Here is a 19,787-nt window from a genome sequence, read left to right as displayed (position 1 = left end):
CATGAGCACCGCATCCAAACAGAGCGCCGCGCGCGCACCCGCCACCGTCGAAGCGCTCGAGCCGAACGAGTTCGCCGACCTGCTGCAGCGCGAGTTCAAGCCCAAGACCGACCAGGCCCGCGAGGCGGTGGAGAACGCCGTCAAGACGCTGGCCGTGCAGGCGCTGGAAAGCACCGTCACCGTCTCCAACGATGCCTATCGCACGGTGCAGGCCATCATCACCGAGATCGATCGCAAGCTCTCCGAGCAGATCAACCAGATCCTGCACCACGAGGACTTCCAGCAGCTCGAAGGCGCATGGCGCGGGCTGCACTACCTCGTGAACAACACCGAGACCGACGAGCAGCTCAAAATCCGCGTGATGTGCGCGTCCAAGCGCGAAGTGGCGCGCTCGCTCAAGCGCCACAAGGGCATCGGTTGGGACCAGAGCCCGCTGTTCAAGAAGATCTACGAGGCCGAGTACGGCCAGTTCGGCGGCGAGCCCTTCGGTGCGCTGATCGGCGACTTTCACTTCGACCACAGCCCGCCCGACGTCGAGATGCTCAGCGAAATGGCCAAGATCGCGGCCGCCGCGCACTGCCCCTTCATTGCGGGCGCCTCGCCCACGGTGATGCAGATGGACTCATGGCAGGAGCTGTCGAACCCGCGCGACCTGACCAAGATCTTCCAGAACACCGAGCACACCGCATGGCGCAGCCTGCGCGACTCGGAAGACGCGCGCTATATCGGCCTGGCGATGCCGCGCTTCCTGGCACGCCTGCCTTACGGCGCACGCACCAACCCGGTCGACGAATTCGAGTTCGAGGAAGAGACCGACTCGGCCTCGCACAACCGCTACACCTGGGCCAACTCGGCCTATGCGATGGGCGTGAACATCAACCGCTCGTTCAAGCAGTACGGCTGGTGCACGTCCATTCGCGGCGTGGAGTCGGGTGGCGCGGTGGAAAACCTGCCCACCCACACCTTCCCGACCGATGACGGCGGCGTGGACATGAAGTGCCCGACCGAGATCGCCATCAGCGACCGGCGCGAGGCCGAGCTCGCCAAGAACGGCTTCATGCCGCTGGTGCACCGCAAGAACTCCGACTTCGCGGCCTTCATCGGCGCGCAGTCGCTGCAGCTGCCGGCCGAGTACTACGACGCCGATGCCACGGCCAACGCGAACCTCGCGGCACGCCTGCCGTACCTGTTCGCCTGCTGCCGCTTCGCGCACTACCTGAAGTGCATCGTGCGGGACAAGATCGGTTCGTTCCGCGAGCGCGAGGACATGGAGCGCTGGCTCAACGACTGGATCATGAACTACGTCGACGGCAGCCCCGGCACCTCGTCGCAGGACACGAAGGCGATGAAGCCGCTGGCGGCGGCGGAAGTCCAGGTGGAAGCCATCGAGGACAACCCGGGCTACTACGCCGCCAAGTTTTTTCTCCGGCCGCACTATCAGCTCGAAGGGCTGACGGTGTCGTTGCGGCTGGTTTCGAAGCTGCCATCCAACAAGAAGGACAGCAGCTAATTCAACGGTGTCCCGGAATCGGGCATATATAACTTTGGGGGTTAATCATGGCAGTAGACATGTTCATGCGCGTCGAGGGCGCAAACGGCGAATCGAAGGATGCGAACCACAAGGAGTGGACGGATATCAAGTCGTTTGCCTGGGGAGCGACGCAGCCTGGAAACATGGTCAGCGGTGGTGGCGGGGGCGTGGGCAAGGCGAGCTTCAATGACCTGCAGGTGCTCGCTCGCATCGACAAGGCGGCACCGTCCGTCCTGAAGAACTGCGCCAGCGGCAAGCACCTGTCGAAGATCGAGGTGTCGGTCTGCAAGGCGGGGGGCTCGCAGATCGAATACACGCGCGTCACGCTCGAGGAAGTGCTGGTGACCTCGGTGCAGTACACGGCCGAACAGGGCTCCGACGCCGTGTTCGTGCAGTACGCCTTCCAGGCCGCCAAGGTGAAGCAGCAGTACTGGGAACAGACCGACAAGGGCGGCAAGGGCGCCGAGACGGTCCTGGGCTGGAACATCAAGGAAAACAGGGAATCCTGATCTCCCTTTTCCCGATGCGCGGCCGGCCCGGCGGGCCGGCCGCGACGTTTTCCCGACGGCCTTCGCGGCCGTCTTTTGCACACTGGCCTTTTTAACGTCAGCGCCGTGTGCCAGTCAGTCAGCAAGGAAGCTTCATGGGCGATGGGTTTGCAGTGCTGGGCGAACGCTCCGTGGCCGAGCACACCGAATGGGTACAGCGGCAGATCCGCGCCAGCCCCCAGAACGCCAGCCTGCGTCTTGCCCTGTGCCACTTTCTCGCGCTGCGCGGCGAATGGCAACGGGCCGAAGACCAGCTCAAGCTCGCCACCAAGCTCGATCCCACTTTCACGCTTGCCAGCGTCACATGTTCGATGGCGCTCGCGGGTGAACGCCATCGCAGCGACTTCTGGTCCGGCGGGCGCGCACCGGCCATCGTCTGCGGCAACGCGGAATGGGTCGAACAGCTGATCGCCGCCGCGGCATTGCCGGCCGATCGCGCCGAGGAAGCCGCCGCCCTGCGCGAGACCGCGCGCCAGGCCGCGCCCGCCTTGCACGGCGCGCTCACCAGCGTCGACCGTTCCGATTCGCGCGCCGCGCAGGCGCTCGACGGCGAACCGGTGGAGCGCAGCGACTTCGCCTGGCTGTGCGACGGCGACGTGCGCATCGGCCCCGTGCTGGAGCTGCTCACGCCTTCGGGCTATGCATGGCTGCCCCTGCCCGAGGTGCGCCGCATCAAGTTCTCGCGCCCGCAGCACCTGGTCGACCTGCTGTGGGCTCCCGCCGAGCTCGAACTGCACGACGGCCGCGCGCTCAACGGCCTGGTGCCGGTGCGCTACCCGGGCTCGCTCGAAGGGCTCGACGACGAGACCACGCTGGGCCGCCGCACCGACTGGCTGCCGCTGGCCGGCGAAGAACAGTACGCGGGCCTCGGCCAGCGCACGCTGATCAGCGAAGCCGGCGACCACTCGCTGCTCGACCTGCGGCTCATCGAGTTCGCGCGGGAGGCCACCGACGCATGAGCGCCATGATGGACACCGACGGCGACCAGCAGGAAAGCGTTGCACGCGACCGCCTGCAGCCGGTGCTGCTCGACCGCCTCACCGACAAGACACCGCAGACCCGGCAGGAGCGCGCGGGCGCCTTCCTCATGAGCGGCAGGCTGCTGCGCGACTCGGTGCTGCGCGACCTGCAGTGGCTGCTCAACACCACCAACTTCGGTGCGGACCACAACATCAACACCATGCCGCGCGCGCGCCGCTCGGTGCTGAACTTCGGCGTGCGCGGCTGGGCCGGCGGCCGCATGTCGGAGGTCGACTTCGCCGACGTCGAAGCGGCCATCCGCTCGGCCATCATCGACTTCGAGCCGCGCATCATGAAGGACAGCATCGACGTGCGCTGCGTGACCGATGCCACCGACCTCGAACACCACAACCTGCTCGCGCTGGAGATCCGCGGCACGTTGTGGTCGGTGCCGTACCCGATCGAATTCATCCTGCGCTCGGAGCTCGACCTCGAAAGCGGCCACATGGTGCTGCGGCCAACGGGGGGGCTTTGATGCTGGTGTTCTCTTTTCGTGAAACACCGAGGAACCGGCTTTGCCGGGCCTCAGGTGTTGCCCCCTGCAAGGGGGTTGGCGAAGCGACACGAAGTGCGCGAAGCCTGGGGGTGAGCCAATAATGGACGCCCGGCTTCTCGACTACTACAACCGCGAACTCACCTACATGCACGAGCTCGGTGCCGAGTTCGCGCAGCGCTACCCGAAGATCGCCGGGCGCCTCGGCATGCGCGGCATCGAGGTCAGCGACCCGTACGTGGAGCGCCTGCTCGAAGGCTTCAGCTTTCTCACGGCGCGCATCCAGCTCAAGATGGACGCGGAATTTCCGCGCTTCTCGCAGCGGCTGCTCGAGGTGGTGTACCCCAACTTCCTCGCGCCGCTGCCCGCGATGGCCGTGGTGCAGATCGACGGCAACCTCAACGAAGGTTCGCTGAAGGCCGGCTACGAGCTGCCGCGCCACACCATCCTGCGCGGGCGCATGATCAAGGGCGAACAGACGGCGTGCGAGTTCCGCACCGGCCATGCCGTCACGCTGTGGCCCATCCAGATCGCCGAGGCCGGCATCGGCCCCGTGCCGGCGGAGATCGCGCATGCCATGCCGATGGTTGCGCGGCAGGCGAAGAGCGCCATCACCATCAAGCTCGAAGCGGTGGGCGGCGCGCGCTTTGCCGACATGCCGCTCGATCGGCTCGAATTCTTTCTCTCGGGCGCGGAGCTGCATGCGCTGCGCGTGCTCGAACTCGTGGCGCACCACAGCGTCGGCGTGGTGTGTCGCAGCGGGCGGGGCAGCACCGCCCGCATCGTGCCGCTCGGCGACGAGGCCATCAGGCACGAGGGGTTCGATCCCGACCAGGCGCTGCTGCCCTACGACGCGCGCTCGTTCCAGGGCTACCGGCTGCTGCACGAGTACTTCGCGTTTCCCGACCGCTACCTGTTCTTCAGCGTGAACAAGCTGCGCGCGGCGGCCTCGGCCATGGGCGGCAGCACGCTGGAGATCGTGATCCTGCTCGACCGCGCCGACGCCGACCTCGAACGGCTGGTCGATGTCAAGCACTTCTCGCTGTTCTGCACGCCCATCATCAACCTCGTGCCGCGCCGCAGCGACCGCATTCCGGTGGGGCCGGGGCAGCACGAGCACCATGCGGTGATCGACCGCACGCGCCCGCGCGACTTCGAGATATTCACCGTCGAGCGCGTCACCGGCCACATGGCCAACGGCTCCGAAGAGCGCGAGTTCCGCCCCTTCCTCGGCTCGTTCGCGGCGGACGACGGCGACTTCGGTGCCTACTTCTCGCTGCGCCGCGAACCGCGCCTGGTGTCCGACCGCGCACGCGCGCAGGGCACGCGCACCAGCTACACCGGCAGCGAGGTCTATGTCTCGCTGGTGGACCAGCACGACGCGCCCTTTCCGCACAGCCTGCGCCACATCACGCTCGATGCGCTGTGCACCAACCGCGACCTGCCGCTGCTGCTGCCGACCGGGCTCGAATCGGACTTCACGCTGCGCGTGTCGGCGCCGGTGCGCTCCATCCGCATCCTGCGCGGGCCCTCGCGCCCGTACCCCGCATTGGCCGAGGGCGCGCTGACGTGGCGCCTCATCAGCCACCTGGGGCTCAACTACCTGAGCCTCACCGACGTCGATGCGACGCAGGGCGCGGCCGCGCTGCGCGAGATGCTCGACCTGTACGGCAACCTCGCCGACCCCTCTGTGCGCCGCCAGATCCAGGGCGTGCGCTCGATGGCGCTGGCGCCGGTGTTCCGCCGCCTGCCCGAGCCGGGCCCCATCGTGTTCGGGCGCGGCGTGGAGGTGGCACTCAAGATCGACGAGGTCGCGTTCTCCGGCGCGAGCCCTTATCTCTTCGGCGCCGTGCTGGAGCAGTTCTTCAGCCGGCACGTGTCGCTCAATGCGTTCACCGAGTTCGCGTTGTCCAGCCTGCAGCGCGGCGAGATCGCGCGCTGGACTCCGCGCGTGGGACGTCGGCCTGCCGTATGAGCGAAACCGGCCTCACTGACGGAATGCAGCAGGACGCGCCGGCCGCCAGCGAAGGCGAGGTGGTGCTCGATACGGACGAGATTCGACAACACGACGTCGCGCCGCCCTTGCCCGGCACGGCGCCACGGCGCGGCGTGCCCGAGGTCGACCCGGTGCTCTGGGCCAGGCTGTTGGAGCAGCCCTTCGAGCACGACCTGTTCATGCTGCTGCGCCGCCTCGATGCGCAGGGCGACCATCCGCTGCTGGGCCGCGCGCCGCGTCCGCTCGACGAGCCGCTGCGCCTTGGGCAGGAGCCCTCGATGGCTTTCGCGCCGTCGAACGTGTCGGGCGTCGATGTCGACAGCGACGGACCGCCGCGCATCTCGATCTACGGCTTCGGCCTGTTCGGCCCCAACGGCCCGCTGCCGCTGCACCTGACCGAGTACGCGCGCGAGCGCAAGCGGCATCACGCCGACGACACCCTCAGCGCGTTCGCCGACCTGTTCCATCACCGGCTGATCCTGCTGTTCTACCGGGCCTGGGCCGATGCGCAGTCGGTCAACAGCCTGGACCGCCCCGACGGCCACCGCTTCATCGACTACGTGTCCAGCCTCATGAACATGGGGCAGCCCGGCCTCAAGGAGCGCGACCGCATCGCCGACCATGCGCGCACCTTCATGGCGGGGCACCTCGTGCGCCAGACGCGCAATCCCGAGGGCCTGATCCAGATCCTCAAGCTCTACTTCGACGTGCCCGTGCGCGTCGAAGAATTCGTGAGCGACTGGGTGATGCTCGACGAGCACCAGGTCAGCCGGATCGGCCTTTCCGGCCGCAACCAGCGGCTCGGCAGCGGCGCCACCATCGGCCTGGCCGTGCGCGACGCGCAGAGCAAATTCCGCCTCGAACTCGGGCCGCTCTCGCAGGAAGAGTTCCGCGAGTTCCTGCCCGGCAGCAAGCGGCTGCAGCAGGTGGTCGACTGGGTGCGCCAGTACGTCGGCATCGAGTTCGCGTGGGATCTGCGGCTCGTCCTGAAGAAGCAGGACGCGCACGGCGTGCGGCTCAGCAGCAACCAGCGCCTTGGCTGGGGCAGCTGGCTCGGCACGCGCATGTCGGACACCGACGCGGGCGACATGGTGTTCCCGCCCGAAGCATTGTTCTCCCGTTCCGCTCCTTCTCCCATGGGTTTATGACCGACATCCGCCGCGTCTCTCTTTTCTCCAAGCTCAACCCGATGCTCTACAAGGCATTGGAAACCGCCACCGCCTTTGCCAAGCTGCGCGGCAACGCCTACGTCGAGCTGGTGCACTGGCTGCACCAGATCCTGCAGCTGCAGGACAGCGACATGCTGCGCATCGTCAAACGCGCGGGGCTGAACCTCGATGCGGTCGAACAAGACCTGGTGCGCGCGCTCGACCGGCTGCCGCATGGCGCTACGTCGATCAGCGACATCTCCGAGCACGTCGACAACGCCGTCGAGCGCGCGTGGGTTTATGCGAGCCTGCGCTTCGAGGCCACCTCCATCCGCGGTGCGTACCTGCTCGCGGGCATCATCAAGACGCCAGGGCTGCGGCAGGTGCTCTCGGGCATCTCGCGCGAATTCGACAAGATCGTGCCTGACGTGCTGGTGGCGCAGCTCGCCGCGTGGACCGAGGGATCGCCCGAGGACGACTTCGACGCTGCACCGAGTGCAGGCGCGGCAGGCGGCGCACCCGCGGTGGCGCACCACCAGGGCGATGGCCCCGCGGCAGGCGGATCCGCACTCGCCAAGTACGCGAGCGACCTCACCGCCAAGGCACGCGCGGGTGAACTCGATCCGGTCTACGGCCGCGACGACGAGATCCGCCAGATCATCGACATCCTGATGCGCCGCCGGCAGAACAATCCGCTGCTCACCGGCGAGGCCGGCGTTGGCAAGACGGCCGTGGTCGAAGGCCTGGCCTCGCGCCTCGCCGCGGGCGACGTGCCGCCATCGCTCAAGGACGTGTCGCTGTGGGTGCTCGACCCGACGCTGCTGCAGGCCGGCGCGGGCGTGAAGGGCGAATTCGAGCAGCGGCTGCGCCAGGTGATCGACGAGGTCGAGAAGAGTCCCAAGCCCATCGTGCTGTTCGTCGACGAGGTGCACACGCTGGTCGGCGCCGGTGGCACGGCCGGCACCGGCGACGCGGCCAACCTGCTCAAGCCGGCGCTCGCGCGCGGCCGGCTGCGCACCATTGGCGCGACCACCTGGTCGGAGTACAAGAAGTACATCGAGAAAGACCCGGCGCTCACGCGGCGCTTCCAGACCATCCAGGTGCACGAGCCCACCGAGCCCAAGGCGGTGATCATGCTGCGCGGCATCTCGGCCGAATTGGAGAAGCACCACGGCGTGCTTATTCTCGACGCGGCGCTCGAAGCGGCCGTGAGCCTGTCGCACCGCTACATCCCCGCGCGGCAGCTGCCCGACAAAGCCGTGAGCCTGCTCGACACGGCGTGCGCGCGCGTGGCGCTGAGCCAGCATGCGCTGCCCGCCGCCATCGAAGACCTGCAGCGGCGCATCGAGGTGCTGGGCATCGAGTCGGGCATCGCGGGGCGCGAGGCGGCCATCGGTGTCGGTGAGCACCAGCGCGTGGAAGACATCGCGGCCCAGGCGGCGGCTGCACAGGCCGAACTCGACCTGTTGGAGCAGCGGCGCGTGGAAGAAAGCGCGCTGGTCGAGCGCATCGTGGCGCTGCGCAAGCAGCTGTCGCCGGCGGCAGTGCCGCAAGTGCAGGCCGAAGCGGAAGAAGACGGCAAATCACCTGTCGATACGCCACCCGCCGAGCCCGAGCGGAGCCCGCAGGAAATCCGCGCCGAGCTCAACGAAGCACAGGACAAGCTCGTGCAGCTGCAGGGCGAATCGCCGCTGATCCTCGCGGCCGTCGATGCGCAGGCCATCGCCACCGTGGTGGCCGACTGGACCGGCATTCCCATCGGCCGCATGGTGCGCGACGACGCGCAGTCGGTGCTCAGGCTCGGCGAGATTCTCTCGGCCCGCGTGGTCGCGCAGCCCGATGCGCTGGAGACCATCTCGCGCCGTATCCGCACCGCGCGTGCACGGCTCGACAACCCCAACAAGCCCGTCGGCGTGTTCCTTCTGTGCGGCCCCTCGGGCGTGGGCAAGACCGAGACCGCGCTGGCGCTGTCGGAGGCGCTGTACGGCGGCGAGCAGAACCTCGTCACCATCAACATGAGCGAGTTCCAGGAGTCGCACACCGTCTCCACGCTCAAGGGCGCGCCGCCGGGCTACGTGGGCTATGGCGAAGGCGGCGTGCTCACCGAGGCCGTGCGCCGCCGACCCTACAGCGTGGTGCTGCTCGACGAGATCGAGAAGGCGCACACCGACGTGCACGAAATCTTCTTCCAGGTCTTCGACAAGGGCTGGATGGAAGACGGCGAAGGCCGCCACATCGACTTCCGCAACACCGTGATCATCATGACCTCGAACGTCGGCACCGACCTGGTCATGCAGCTGTGCGAAGACCCGACCCTGCGCCCCGACCCCGAGCCGCTGGCCACCGCGCTGCGCGAGCCGCTGCTCAAGGTGTTCGCGCCGGCGCTGCTCGGTCGGCTGGTTGTAGTGCCTTATTACCCGTTGCACGCCGAGGCATTGCATCGCATCATTCGCCTTCAGCTCGATCGCATTGCCGCCCGCCTCGAAGCGAACCACGGCATTGCCCTGCATTACGACGACAGCGCCGTCGAACTGGTGGCGCGCCGTTGCACGGCCATCGAGTCGGGCGGCCGGATGATCGATGCGATCCTGACCCACACCATTCTTCCGCGGCTGAGCGAAGAGGTCATTGGTGCGACGGTCAGCGCGCGCAAGCTCGCAGAGGTGCGGCTTGGCGCGGCGAACGACGACTTTCACTACGAATTTTCTGAACGCTGAGCGAAGAAAGGGAGCAAGCCATGGCCAATCGAATTGTCAAAGTCCACACGCCCCTGGCGGAAGACCAGCTGATGTTCCGTTCGATGCATGGCGCCGAGGGGCTGTCGCAGCTGTTCGAGTTCGAGGTGGACCTGTTGAGCCCGAGCATGTCGCTCGACATGAAGTCGGTGCTGGGCAAGCCGCTCTCGCTTGAAATACTCACGGCCGGAGAACCGCGTTTTCTCAACGGGCAGATCGTGCGGTTCACCATGATCGGCAGGGAGAGCAGCACGTCGCGCTACGTGGTGTACCGCGCCACCGTGCGGCCCTGGCTCTGGTACCTGACACGCACCAGCGACTGCAAGATCTTCCAGAACAAGTCGGTCGTCGACATCCTCGATGAAGTGTTTGCCGACTACAACTTCGCGGTCGAGAAGAAGCTCAGCGGAACCTACCGCCAGTGGGAGTACTGCGTGCAGTACCAGGAGACCGACTTCGCCTTTGTAAGCCGGCTGATGGAGCATGAGGGCATCTACTACTACTTCAGGCACGAGAAGAACCAGCACACGCTGGTGCTCGCGGACGACATCGGCGCGCACGACACCCTGCCGGGCTATCCCAAGATCAGCTATCTTGCGGCCGACCGCAACCCCGATCCCTTCCAGGAAGTGATCGACCAATGGCAGGTGACCGAGGAAATCCGCCCCGGCACCTACGTGGTGGACGACTACGACTTCAAGAAGTCGAAGGCCGACCTGATGGGCATGCGCAGCCAGCCGCGCGGCAATCCCCACGATACCTATGAGATCTACGAATGGCTCGGCGGCTTCAGCGAGGCCGAACAGGGTGAGCACTACTCGCGCGTCAGGCTCGAAGAGGCACAGTCGCAGGCCGAGCGGGACATCGGCCACAGCAGCGTGCGCGGAATGGCGCCGGGCTACCGCTTCACGATGCAGAACTGCCCGCGGCAGGACGACAACCGCGAATACCTGATCGTGTCCGTGTCGTATGCGCTGCGCGAAGGCGGCTACGAGAGCGGCGCCGCCGACAGCCAGTACAGCTTCAGCTTTGCGGTGCAGCCGACTTCGTACCCGTTCCGCCCGCCGCGCGTGACGCCGATGACCCGCACCAACGGACCGCAGACTGCCACCGTGGTGGGCAAGGCCGGCCAGGAGTATTGGGTCGACCAATACGGCCGCGTGAAGGTGCAGTTTCGCTGGGACCGCTACGGCAAGAGCGACGAGAACAGCTCCTGCTGGGTGCGCGTTTCCAGCGCCTGGGCCGGCTCGAACTACGGCGCGGTGAATCATCCGCGCAAGGGGCAGGAAGTGATCGTCGATTTCATCGGCGGGCACCCCGACCGGCCGATCATCATCGGCCGCGTCTACAACTCGGACCAGATGCCGCCGCTCGAGCTGCCTGCGAAGGTCACGGTGAGCGGCTTCGTGAGCCGCAGCCAGGACGGGACGCCCGCGAATGCCAACGAGTTCATCCTGGACGACGCGCCGGGCAGCGAGCTTGTCCGGATTCATGCCGAGAAGGATTTTGAAATCGATGTTGAAGCGGACGAGCGCGACACCATCGGCGGTGATCGCACGACCACGATCACCGGAAACGAGACGCTGACCGTCGGGAAGGCGCGCACCACGACCGTCAAAGCGGGCCTCGACCATGCGATGTACCAGACCGGCTCGAAGCTCGAAGTGTCGGGTGGGTTGACCGAGCATTTCTTCAACAACAGAATCGAGATCACGACCAAGTCCGGTTCAAAGGAAACTGTCGAAACCGGAACGTCGGAAGTCGTCGTGACGGCCGGGCAACGGCACGAGACTTTCAAGAGCGGATTCCTGGTCGAGGTCGAAGGCGGCATGGAGGAGAAGGTCAAGGGCGAGTCCAAGCTCACGGCGGAGGATTCGCTGCGCACGGAAAGATACAAGTCTGGCTGGGATCGGAAGGTCACCGGCACAGGGGTTGACCACATCACATCGACACTTACCGAAACCATCGATGGCACGCACACGTCGACCGTGACGGGTGGCGACTACGTGGGCAAGGCGAAGAGCGTGTACATCGAATCGACGTCGGGCAACGTGGAAATCACGGCCAAGGGCGACGTCATCATCGAGGGCGAGCACGTCAAGCGCATCAATCGGGCAAGTATCTGGGACTCGGCGCCGACGCGGTTCACAAGCTCGGGCCTGAACGTCGGGGCCAACATCGCGCTCACCAGCAGCTCGGCTATCGCCAATTTCAACAACGGGATCCAGATATCGACCAATGGCGTCAAGGGCGAACTGTTCGGTATCGGCTATGCCTTCGGCCTGTACACGACCACGCAAACGATCGCTCATACAGGCAACGCCGGCTATGACGTCAACATGGGCGGCGTGCTGTTGTACTTCAAGATGCTGACGGGTCTTGCCTGATGGCGTTTCGCGCGGCTTACCCTCTTGCCGGATGATGGCCATGGCCTCGAGCAATTTCTGGTACCTCCTCATTCCGTTGGCCGGGTTGGTCGTGGTGGTGTCGGGCGCGTTTGGCGTCATGAAGCTGCAAAAGGCTTCGAATGCCAAGGCAGCGGGCGCCGATCGAGCTGCGCACGTGTTGCGTGTCGGATTGCCAACGACCGCCAAGGTGCTGGCCAGCACCGATACCAGGACACGCATCGACCGCATCTACATACTCACCCGCCTGCGCTTGCATGTCGACGCTGCGGGAGGCGTACCGGATTTCGAGACAGAACTCACGGTGCCCCTGTCGCCCGTCAAGATGCCGCAATTCGCACCGGGCCGCACGGTGCAAATCAAGGTAGACCCGGCCACGCGAGAAATCGCCATCGACGAGCCGAGGCTATGAAGATCCCGGATATCCTGCCCGCCGCCGAGCCCTCGCCAACGAGCCGCAGCGCTTCATGAAAACGGTCAAGCCCTTTCGTCTCAGCACATTGACGCGCCCCTACCGCTGGCAGGGGCGCGACATGCTGGGCGTTTCGGTGCTCGGGTTGGTCAGCCTGGAAGCGCAACCGATGCTGCTGCCCGAGCAGGAGCTCTGGCAGTTGGCTGCTGAAGAGATCGGGCCCGGCAATGTACTGGATCTCGGGGTTCCGAAGCTGGTACCCGAAATGCTCGTGAGCGGCCGTGCCTACACCGCCCACCAGCAGGACAAGACAATCTGCGCCGTCAAGGTTCGGCTTGCCGAAAGAGAGAAGGCGCTGACCGTGTCCGGCGACCGTTTCTGGCTCGATGGCCGGGCCACCGCGCCGCAGCCGTTCGACAGCATGCGAATCGACTGGGCGCATGCGTACGGCGGCCCCGACCTTGCCGAGAACCCTCAGGGAATGGGGCGGGTGGACGAGATGGTCAACGGGGTGGCCGTGCGGCGTGTGCCCAACGTGGAAGCGCCGGATGCGCGCATGGCCTCTCGCGGGCAGCACGTCCGTCCCGCCAGTATGGGCGCGATTCCGCCGGACTGGCCGCAGCGCATGCGGCTGCTGGGCACCGCATACGGCCCGCAGTGGCTGCAGGAACAGTACCCTGGCTTCGCCGACGACATGGACTGGCGATTCTTCAATGCCGCGCCATCCGACCAGCGTTGGCCTGATGCAGGCGAACTGCCGGCGGGGGCCAGCTACGAGATTTGGAACATGCATCCGACCGAGCCCGTGCTGCGTGGCGTCTTGCCGCGCTGGCGGGCACGATGCTTCGCGAGTTGGCACAAGGATGGCGGCGAGCTTCAGGAAGCGATGTTGCGCCTGACCACTGCATGGTTGTTCCCCCACGTGCGACGCGCCATTCTGATCTGGCACGGAAGCTTCGCGATCACTGAAGACGACGCGGCGGACATGAAGCATCTCATGCCGGCTCTCGAACTGGAGACGGAGTCGCGGCCTCTCTCGCATTACGAATCGGTGCTGCGGCTGCGCCTGGACCCCGAAACTGCGATTCACGCGGTGCGCGACAGTGACCTCGTACCCAAGGCTGTCATGGGTGCATGGGCGGCAGACCAGATGCCCGATGTGTCGAGTCGCCCGATGGTTCGCAATCAGCGGGCCGGTCAGCTCCGTGACTACGAGATGCGGCGCGCGAGGCTGGAAAGCGAAGGGCTCGATCCTGCGAAGTTTCTGCCAACGCCCGTGCTGCTCGAGGGCACGCTGCAACTGGAGGATTTGCCGGAATACAGCGCGCGGGCGGAACAGAAGATTTCACAGGCCCGCGACGAGCTCAAGGCCCGCAGCGAAAAGGCGATGGCGGAATTGGGCGTCGAAGTCCCCGATCCCACCGAAGCGACAGGGCGTCGCCGCTTTGATCCCGACCAGATGATCGAGGAGTTGGCCCGGATCGAAGAGTTCGGGCGGCAGGGCCGGCTCGAGGGCGTCGAGGAGGCGGCGCAGGCACGCGAGCGCATGGTCTCGCAGATTCGCCAGGGGCATCTCTATACGGCCCATCTGCTCGATCCGGCCCCCGCGATGACCACTTTCCGCGCTGCCAAGCTGCGCCGGCGCCTGGGTGCCGCCGAGCCGGGGCAGCGCCGGTTCGCAGGTGCGAATCTCGTGGGTGCCGATTTATCGAACATGGATTTGAGCGGTGCCGATTTTTCGGGTGCGAATCTCGAGGACGCCAACCTCGCCGGTGCACGCCTGGATGGATGTGACTTCACACGGGCCGTGCTCGCGCGCGCCCGGCTGGAGCGTGCGACGCTCACCTCCGCGCGGCTCGATCACGCGAATCTCGGTGGCGCGCAATGCGACGGCGCGAACTTCGGCGGCGCCAGCTTGCGCCATGCGAACTGCCACAAGACGGTCTTTCGCGTCTGCGTGCTGACCGATGTGGAGTTCGAGGCAACGAACACCCATGAAAGCGTCTGGCAGCAATGCGACTTGCGGCGCTCTCGGTGGCAGCAGGTCGCAATGATGAAGATGACGCTGGAAGATGTCTCTTTCGACGGAGCGCAATTCCGGCAGATGGGGTGGATCGAATGCACGCTGAAAGGCGTGTCCTTCGCGCATGCTGCCATGACCAGTTGCGGCTTTGTTGCAATCAGCGGCTCGGAGGGGATCGATTTCACGGGCGCCACGTTCGCCGCTTGCAGTTTCTCGAGCGACAGCATGTTGGCCGGTGCGGTGTTTCGCGATGCGGCGTTCAAGCACTGCGGCCTGCGCGGCGTGGCACTGACGGGTGCGGACCTGAGTGGCGCGCGGCTCGAGGGGTGCGATTTTTCCGGTTGTGATCTGCGTCGTGCGCGGCTCGATCGGCTGAACGGCGGTGAAAGCCTCTTTGTGCGTGCCGACTTCTCGGGAGCCTCGCTGGTCGACGCGAACTTCATCGATGCCAACCTTTCCAAGGCGGATTTGCGGATGACGGATTTTCACAACGCAAATCTGTTCCGCGCAGACGTGTCGCAAGCCACCATCGACGGTTCGACGCGGCTGGACAGTGCCTATACCCACAACGCCAAGGTGTGGCCTGCCCGCCGCGCCCAGACGACTCGATGACGCGTGACGAACTGCTGGACAACATTCACCATGGTGTGGCTGTGACCGATCTGGATTGCAAAGGCTGGGACCTGCGTAGACTCGACCTTTCGGGGGCGATGTTCGAACGCGTGGATTTCAGCGGCGCACAGCTCGCAGGTTGCAGCCTGGAAGACAGTACCCTGTCCAATTGCGTGTTCGTGTGCAGCGATCTGAGCCATGCGCGGCTCAAGGACGCACGCTTCTTTCGAAGCCGTCTGGAGGCGGCGCATCTCGATCACGCGTTCGTGCAGGATGCCTCGTTCATGGAGTCGGTGCTTGACGATGCCGTGTTCGAAGGTGCTTGCCTGGAGCGGGTGGCTTTCTTCAAATGCCGGATGTTCCGAATGAATCTGCGCACCCGCCAGTGCGATCGCGTCACGGTGGGCGAATCTCAGGTGGATCGGCTGGACTGCACCGGGGCTTCGTTGACATTCGCGACCTTCTTCCGGATGGATCTTCGCCAGGTGGAGTTGAGTGGTGCGCGGTGCGAGAGCACGACGTTCATGGAGTGCGATCTCACTGGCCAGCGTCTCGCGGCGCAGGAGTTCGTGCTCTGCCAGTTCACCGACAGCCGCATGGATGGCGTTGACTTCAGTGGCGCGGTGCTGACCCAGAGCAATTTCAAGGGCGCACAACTCCGCAAGGCGAACTTCTCTGGTGCCGATGCGTGTCACACCCTTTTTCCTGAAGCCGACATGAGCGATTCGAACTGCAGCGGCGGGCGCTTCGATCAGTCTATCTGGGCCGACGCACGAATCGAACGCGTCGACTTCAGTGAAGCTCGGCTGCCGCTGAGTGTCTTTCATCGCGCACTCTGTACCGGCGCGAGTTTCCATGGCGCCGAGCTGCAGGACGCCGACTTTTCCCATGCGGAACTCGTGGACGTCGACATGCGCGGCGCACACTTTCTTCGCACTCGCTTCCACCGTGCGATACAGCAGGGGGCTCGATTCTCTGGACGCGGCGGCATCATCGAGAACGATCCGGATCTCTTCAAAGCCCAAGCATGGAGCAATACCCATTGAAGCGCCGCCTTGTGTTTGCGAACCCACACCGAGAAGGAAATAGATCATGAACGTCGTTTCACTGCGTGCAGCCTTGAATGAACCGACCCCGGTCCATTTCATGGGGCGGCTTTCCATGCTGATGCCGGACGGGTTGATTGCCGTCGAAGACGAACAGGGTTCGGTGCGGCTGTGCCGTCGCGCTGCGAGCTGTCTGCTGAGGCCTGCTGTGGGAGACCTTGTGCTGGTGTCGGGGCCGGACAGCACCAGAGCCTATTTGATTGCGGTGATCGAGCAGGCCGATGGAGCCGTAAGCCACATCGACTCAGCTGGGGAGTTGAAGCTGGGTGGGCAAGCTGGCGTGTCCATCGAGAGCGCGGGGGACGTCCGCATCCAGAGCGACGCCACGCTGGAAATGAAGAGTCGTCAATGGAGCATGCGAGCCGGCCAAGGGCTGTGCCACATCGATGAGATGCGTTATACGAGCCACGCGGTCGATGCGACGGTGGGGCGTTTTCGTCTCGTCGGGAAGGTGTTCGAAGTAGTGGTCGATCGCATCGTCCAGATGGCACGAAATGCGCTGCGGCTGGTGGACGAGATCGACCAGGTTCGCGTAGGTCATCTGGACTGCAAGGCAACCGAAACCGTACGGATTCATGGAAACCACACCGTGGTAACCGGCAAGGACCTTGTCAAGGTCGATGCCGCGCAGATCCACATGGGCTAACAGGGAGTTCAAGCGATGTTTGCCAATTGCCAGCTTATGGGAATGGACCTGGCCTTTCCGGATGTGTGCAGGACACCCGTTCCCATTCCGTTTCCGAACATGGCCCTGGGCCCCATGGCGATACCCAACGCCTGGAACATCCTGTTCATGGGAATGCCGGCCCACAACATGGCGACCACCACGCCCATCACCTTGGGCGATCAGCCTGGAGCGTTGGGAGGGGTGGTGTCACAGACCTTCATGCAGCAGTCGCGTCACATCACCGGTGCGTTCACCGTGCTCCTCAAGGGGACGCCCGCGACACGCGTGACAAGCATCACGGTGCAAAACCGCTGCAACATGGTCGGCATGCGGGTTGTGCCGAGCCAGTTCAAGGTACTGATTCTCGCGCCCTGATCATTCACCCTAGGCAGCAGCGCGAGGCGGCTGCGCCGTCCCCGTCAGCGTCACCTGCTGCGGAAACCCCACCCACACCGCCAGCGCCGAGTAGTTGTCGCGCGACTCGTCGGCCTTGGCCTCGGCCGCGCGGCGCAGCAGCGCGAGCCACTCTTCAGCGCTGTCGGCCAGCTGCAATGAACGCTCCATCACCTGCTGTGAAATGAGCTGCCACAAGCCGTCGGTGCACAGCAAAAACGCATCGCCGTCGGCCAGCCGCTGCGGCGTCGACACGGTGGTTTCCACTGCGGCCCTGGCGCCGAGCGCGCGGTACAGCAGGTTGGTCTTGACCAGCCGCTCACCGCCATTGGTACCGTTGCCCAGTGCCGCTTCGCCCGAGCGCTCCGACAGGCTGTGGTCTTCGGTGCGCTGCATCAGCGCGCCGCGGCGGAACCAGTAGAGACGGCTGTCGCCCACGTGGGCCCAGCAGGCCTGGCCGCTGGTGCGGTCTACGAACAGAGAGACGATGGTCGCGCTCATCCTGCTCTGGTCGGCGAGCTCCCGCTGCTTGGCAAGGATGGCGTCGTTGGCTGCCTTCACGGCGTGCTGGATGTCCTCTTGCTCCACCGATGGGTTGCGCACGAAGGTGTTGAGCGCGGTGTCGACCGCAATGCGTGCGGCCAGCTCGCCGCCCGCGTTGCCGCCCACGCCGTCGCTGACGACGAAGCAGGCGCTGTATTCGTCGAGGTGGTAGCCGATGGCGTCCTGGTTGCCGCTGCGCTCGCCGACGCAGGAGAACTGCGAGGTCGATATCGGCACCGCGAAAGCGCGGGTGAGTTCAAGCACGGCGCGCCTCCTTCAATCTTTCCATTTCCTTGTCGTAGGCCTGCTGGAAGGCCCGGCCGAAGACGGCCTGGAAGTCGTCCTCGACGGCCGCGGTGGTCTCGGTGTGCAGCTGCTGCAGTTCGCGCCACAGGCGCGCCTCGCGGCCACCGGGCAGCAGCTTCTCGCCCAGGCCTCCGTCGTGTGGCGTGGCGCTGTTCAGTGCCGCGGGATCGAAGCGCTTCAACAGCGTGAGCAGCGCGGCGCGCATGCCGGCCACCATGCCGAGTTGGTGCGACTGCAGGTCGCCGAGCGCATCGTGCACGGCCGCTTCAGGCGGCAGGAAGCCGGGCATGCGCGCGCCGAACATCTGCATCAGCACGGCACGGCCGTTGGGCAGGATCTTGAACGGGTTGTTCTCCTCGTCCACGATCATCGTGATCTCGGCGCGCACCTCGCGCTTGAGCATGGCGCGCGAGGACAGCAGGTCGATGGTGCCGTCGGTGAAGGCCCGCATGATGCGGCCCAGGCGCTGCATGGCCTCGATGTCGAGCGGCTGCTGGCCGGTGACCTCGGGCACGCCGGCGCCTTCGAGGAAAGCCTTGAAGAGGGCTTCCGACGAGGAAGACGGGGCTGCGGGTTGTTGCGCCGCAGGTTGCTGCGTTGCTGCCGCGACAGCGGGTTCCGCGACCACGGCAGCCATCGGTGTTGCCACGACAGGCGGTGGCGGTGCCTCCACCTTCACCGGCTCGGCAACAGGCGCTGGTGCGGATACCGGCACCGGCATCGCCATCGGATTCGGCGGACGAAACTGCGCCGCCACTTCGTGCGCATGGTTCGACTGGCTGTACCCCTGCACCGCCGGCCTGTTGTTCTGCAGCAGGTCGAGCGCGGGGTGCGCGTCGCCCGGCAGCAGCGGATCGGTGTGCGCCAGCGTGGTGGGGCGCGGGTCGGTCAGCGGCGAGTGCGCGCTTTCGTCGGCCGCGAAGAAAGAGAGCGGATCGACACCACGCTTGAGCGCCATGTCCGACATGTCGTTGGCCGCATCCGGGTTCAGTTCCGCAAGCGGATCGACCGGGTTGCGGCGCGCCTGCGACGGCAGCTCGAAGGGCTCGTGCGCCATCGGGTCGGGCATCGGCGCGGGCGTGCTGTCGGCGCGGCGCGGTGCGTTGGCAAGGATGGCGTCCCAGTCCGCAGCGGAAGGGATCTGCGGCGAGGCGAGGCCCGGACTTGTTTTTGGCGGGGGCGGTGGTGGCGGCGGTGCCGATGGCTGCAGGGGCGCTGCGAAAGATTCGCTGGGCGCCGGCGCCGCCACGGGTGCTGGAGCCGGAGGAGGCGCCTGCCGCGGCGGCGGTGGCATCGCCACCGTGGGCTGCGTATCGCCGATGGGCAGCGCGCCTTCGCCGAACAGATCGGCGAACACGTCGGATGCGCCGGAGGACGGCAGCAACGCATCGACGGGGCTCGCCGACACGGGCGCGGCCATCGGTGCTGCGATCGAAAGCGGCTGCAACGGCTGCACCGGTGCCGCAGCCGTCACGGGCGGCGCCACGGGCGGTGCACGCAGCGGGCTCGCAGCCTCCAGCACATAGCTGCCGATTGCCACGCGGTCGCCATCGGCCACGCGCGCCTCCTGCTCATGCGCGAGCGAGCGTCCGTTCACGCTGATCGGCAGCACGGCGCTCATGTTGCGCAGCACCGCGACGCCGTCGTCGTCGAAGCGCACGGTGGCCTGCAGGCGCGAGATCTGGCGCTGTTCGTCGGGCAGCACGAGATGGTTGTCGGGGCTGCGTCCGATCGTTCCGCCGGGCGCCGCGAGCAATGCCGAGGGCCCCGCGGCCACCGGCCTGCCCGCATGTTCGATCACTGTCCAGAGCATGGCTTCTCCGTGTTCGTCTTCCCGCGCTTCGGCAAC

15 protein-coding genes are annotated in these 19,787 nt (G+C 65.9%); 13 read left to right on the top strand and 2 right to left on the bottom strand.

Translation table 11 applies throughout. From position 1 onward, the window contains the following. The first annotated feature begins 1 nt into the window (after position 1). From tssC to ASC92_RS12805, 13 genes are all read left to right on the top strand, one after another. Positions 2–1,510, top strand: coding sequence for a type VI secretion system contractile sheath large subunit (gene tssC, locus ASC92_RS12865; RefSeq protein WP_056515702.1), 1,509 nt, complete (start codon positions 2–4; stop codon positions 1,508–1,510). A gap of 47 nt (positions 1,511–1,557) precedes the next feature. Beyond that, positions 1,558–2,040 carry an Hcp family type VI secretion system effector gene (locus ASC92_RS12860; protein WP_056515699.1) on the top strand — a complete coding sequence of 161 codons (483 nt, stop codon included), beginning with the start codon at positions 1,558–1,560 and terminating at the stop codon, positions 2,038–2,040. A 134-nt stretch (positions 2,041–2,174) separates the two neighbouring features. After that, positions 2,175–3,038, top strand: coding sequence for a type VI secretion system accessory protein TagJ (locus ASC92_RS12855; protein WP_056515696.1), 864 nt, complete (start codon positions 2,175–2,177; stop codon positions 3,036–3,038). A gap of 8 nt (positions 3,039–3,046) precedes the next feature. After that, positions 3,047–3,574, top strand: a complete 528-nt coding sequence (gene tssE, locus ASC92_RS12850) for a type VI secretion system baseplate subunit TssE (protein WP_042673168.1) — start codon at positions 3,047–3,049, stop codon at positions 3,572–3,574. Between the two features lie 121 nt (positions 3,575–3,695). Beyond that, entirely contained in the window at positions 3,696–5,567 is a 1,872-nt protein-coding gene (gene tssF, locus ASC92_RS12845) for a type VI secretion system baseplate subunit TssF (protein ID WP_056515693.1), read from the top strand. Then, positions 5,564–6,736, top strand: coding sequence for a type VI secretion system baseplate subunit TssG (gene tssG, locus ASC92_RS12840; protein WP_082519583.1), 1,173 nt, complete (start codon positions 5,564–5,566; stop codon positions 6,734–6,736). Before tssF ends, tssG begins: the two co-directional genes overlap by 4 nt. Beyond that, positions 6,733–9,453 (top strand): type VI secretion system ATPase TssH, encoded by a 2,721-nt coding sequence (tssH, locus tag ASC92_RS12835; protein ID WP_056515689.1) that lies wholly within the window; start codon positions 6,733–6,735, stop codon positions 9,451–9,453. The genes tssG and tssH overlap by 4 nt, the downstream gene beginning before the upstream one ends. Before the next feature lie 20 nt (positions 9,454–9,473). Further along, on the top strand, positions 9,474–11,858 hold the full coding sequence (locus tag ASC92_RS12830) for a type VI secretion system Vgr family protein (protein ID WP_082519582.1): 2,385 nt from the start codon (positions 9,474–9,476) through the stop codon (positions 11,856–11,858). A 40-nt stretch (positions 11,859–11,898) separates the two neighbouring features. Beyond that, positions 11,899–12,288 carry a hypothetical protein gene (locus tag ASC92_RS12825; RefSeq protein ID WP_157609052.1) on the top strand — a complete coding sequence of 130 codons (390 nt, stop codon included), beginning with the start codon at positions 11,899–11,901 and terminating at the stop codon, positions 12,286–12,288. Positions 12,289–12,343: 55 nt separating this feature from the next. Continuing rightward, complete coding sequence (locus ASC92_RS12820) at positions 12,344–14,923, top strand: DUF2169 domain-containing protein (protein ID WP_056515683.1); 2,580 nt, start codon at positions 12,344–12,346, stop codon at positions 14,921–14,923. Then, the gene (locus ASC92_RS12815; RefSeq protein WP_056515679.1) at positions 14,920–15,969 is read left to right on the top strand and encodes a pentapeptide repeat-containing protein; all 1,050 of its coding nucleotides are present in this window, start codon (positions 14,920–14,922) and stop codon (positions 15,967–15,969) included. The genes ASC92_RS12820 and ASC92_RS12815 overlap by 4 nt, the downstream gene beginning before the upstream one ends. Before the next feature lie 46 nt (positions 15,970–16,015). Beyond that, entirely contained in the window at positions 16,016–16,675 is a 660-nt protein-coding gene (locus ASC92_RS12810) for a DUF3540 domain-containing protein (RefSeq protein WP_056515676.1), read from the top strand. A gap of 15 nt (positions 16,676–16,690) precedes the next feature. Further along, a complete protein-coding gene (locus tag ASC92_RS12805) occupies positions 16,691–17,071 on the top strand; it encodes a DUF4150 domain-containing protein (RefSeq protein ID WP_056515673.1) in 381 nt (126 codons plus the stop codon). Between the two features lie 9 nt (positions 17,072–17,080). Here ASC92_RS12805 and ASC92_RS12800 read toward each other — a convergent pair whose 3' ends face one another. Both ASC92_RS12800 and tagH read right to left on the bottom strand, forming a co-directional pair. Beyond that, complete coding sequence (locus ASC92_RS12800) at positions 17,081–17,896, bottom strand: PP2C family protein-serine/threonine phosphatase (protein WP_056515671.1); 816 nt, start codon at positions 17,894–17,896, stop codon at positions 17,081–17,083. Next, positions 17,889–19,751 (bottom strand): type VI secretion system-associated FHA domain protein TagH, encoded by a 1,863-nt coding sequence (tagH, locus tag ASC92_RS12795; RefSeq protein WP_056515666.1) that lies wholly within the window; start codon positions 19,749–19,751, stop codon positions 17,889–17,891. Before tagH ends, ASC92_RS12800 begins: the two co-directional genes overlap by 8 nt. Positions 19,752–19,787: the final 36 nt, after the last annotated feature.

The sequence above is a fragment of the Variovorax sp. Root411 genome, from assembly GCF_001425205.1.
Taxonomy (GTDB): Bacteria; Pseudomonadota; Gammaproteobacteria; order Burkholderiales; family Burkholderiaceae_C; genus Variovorax.
This window is presented reverse-complemented; position numbering and strand designations above follow the sequence as displayed.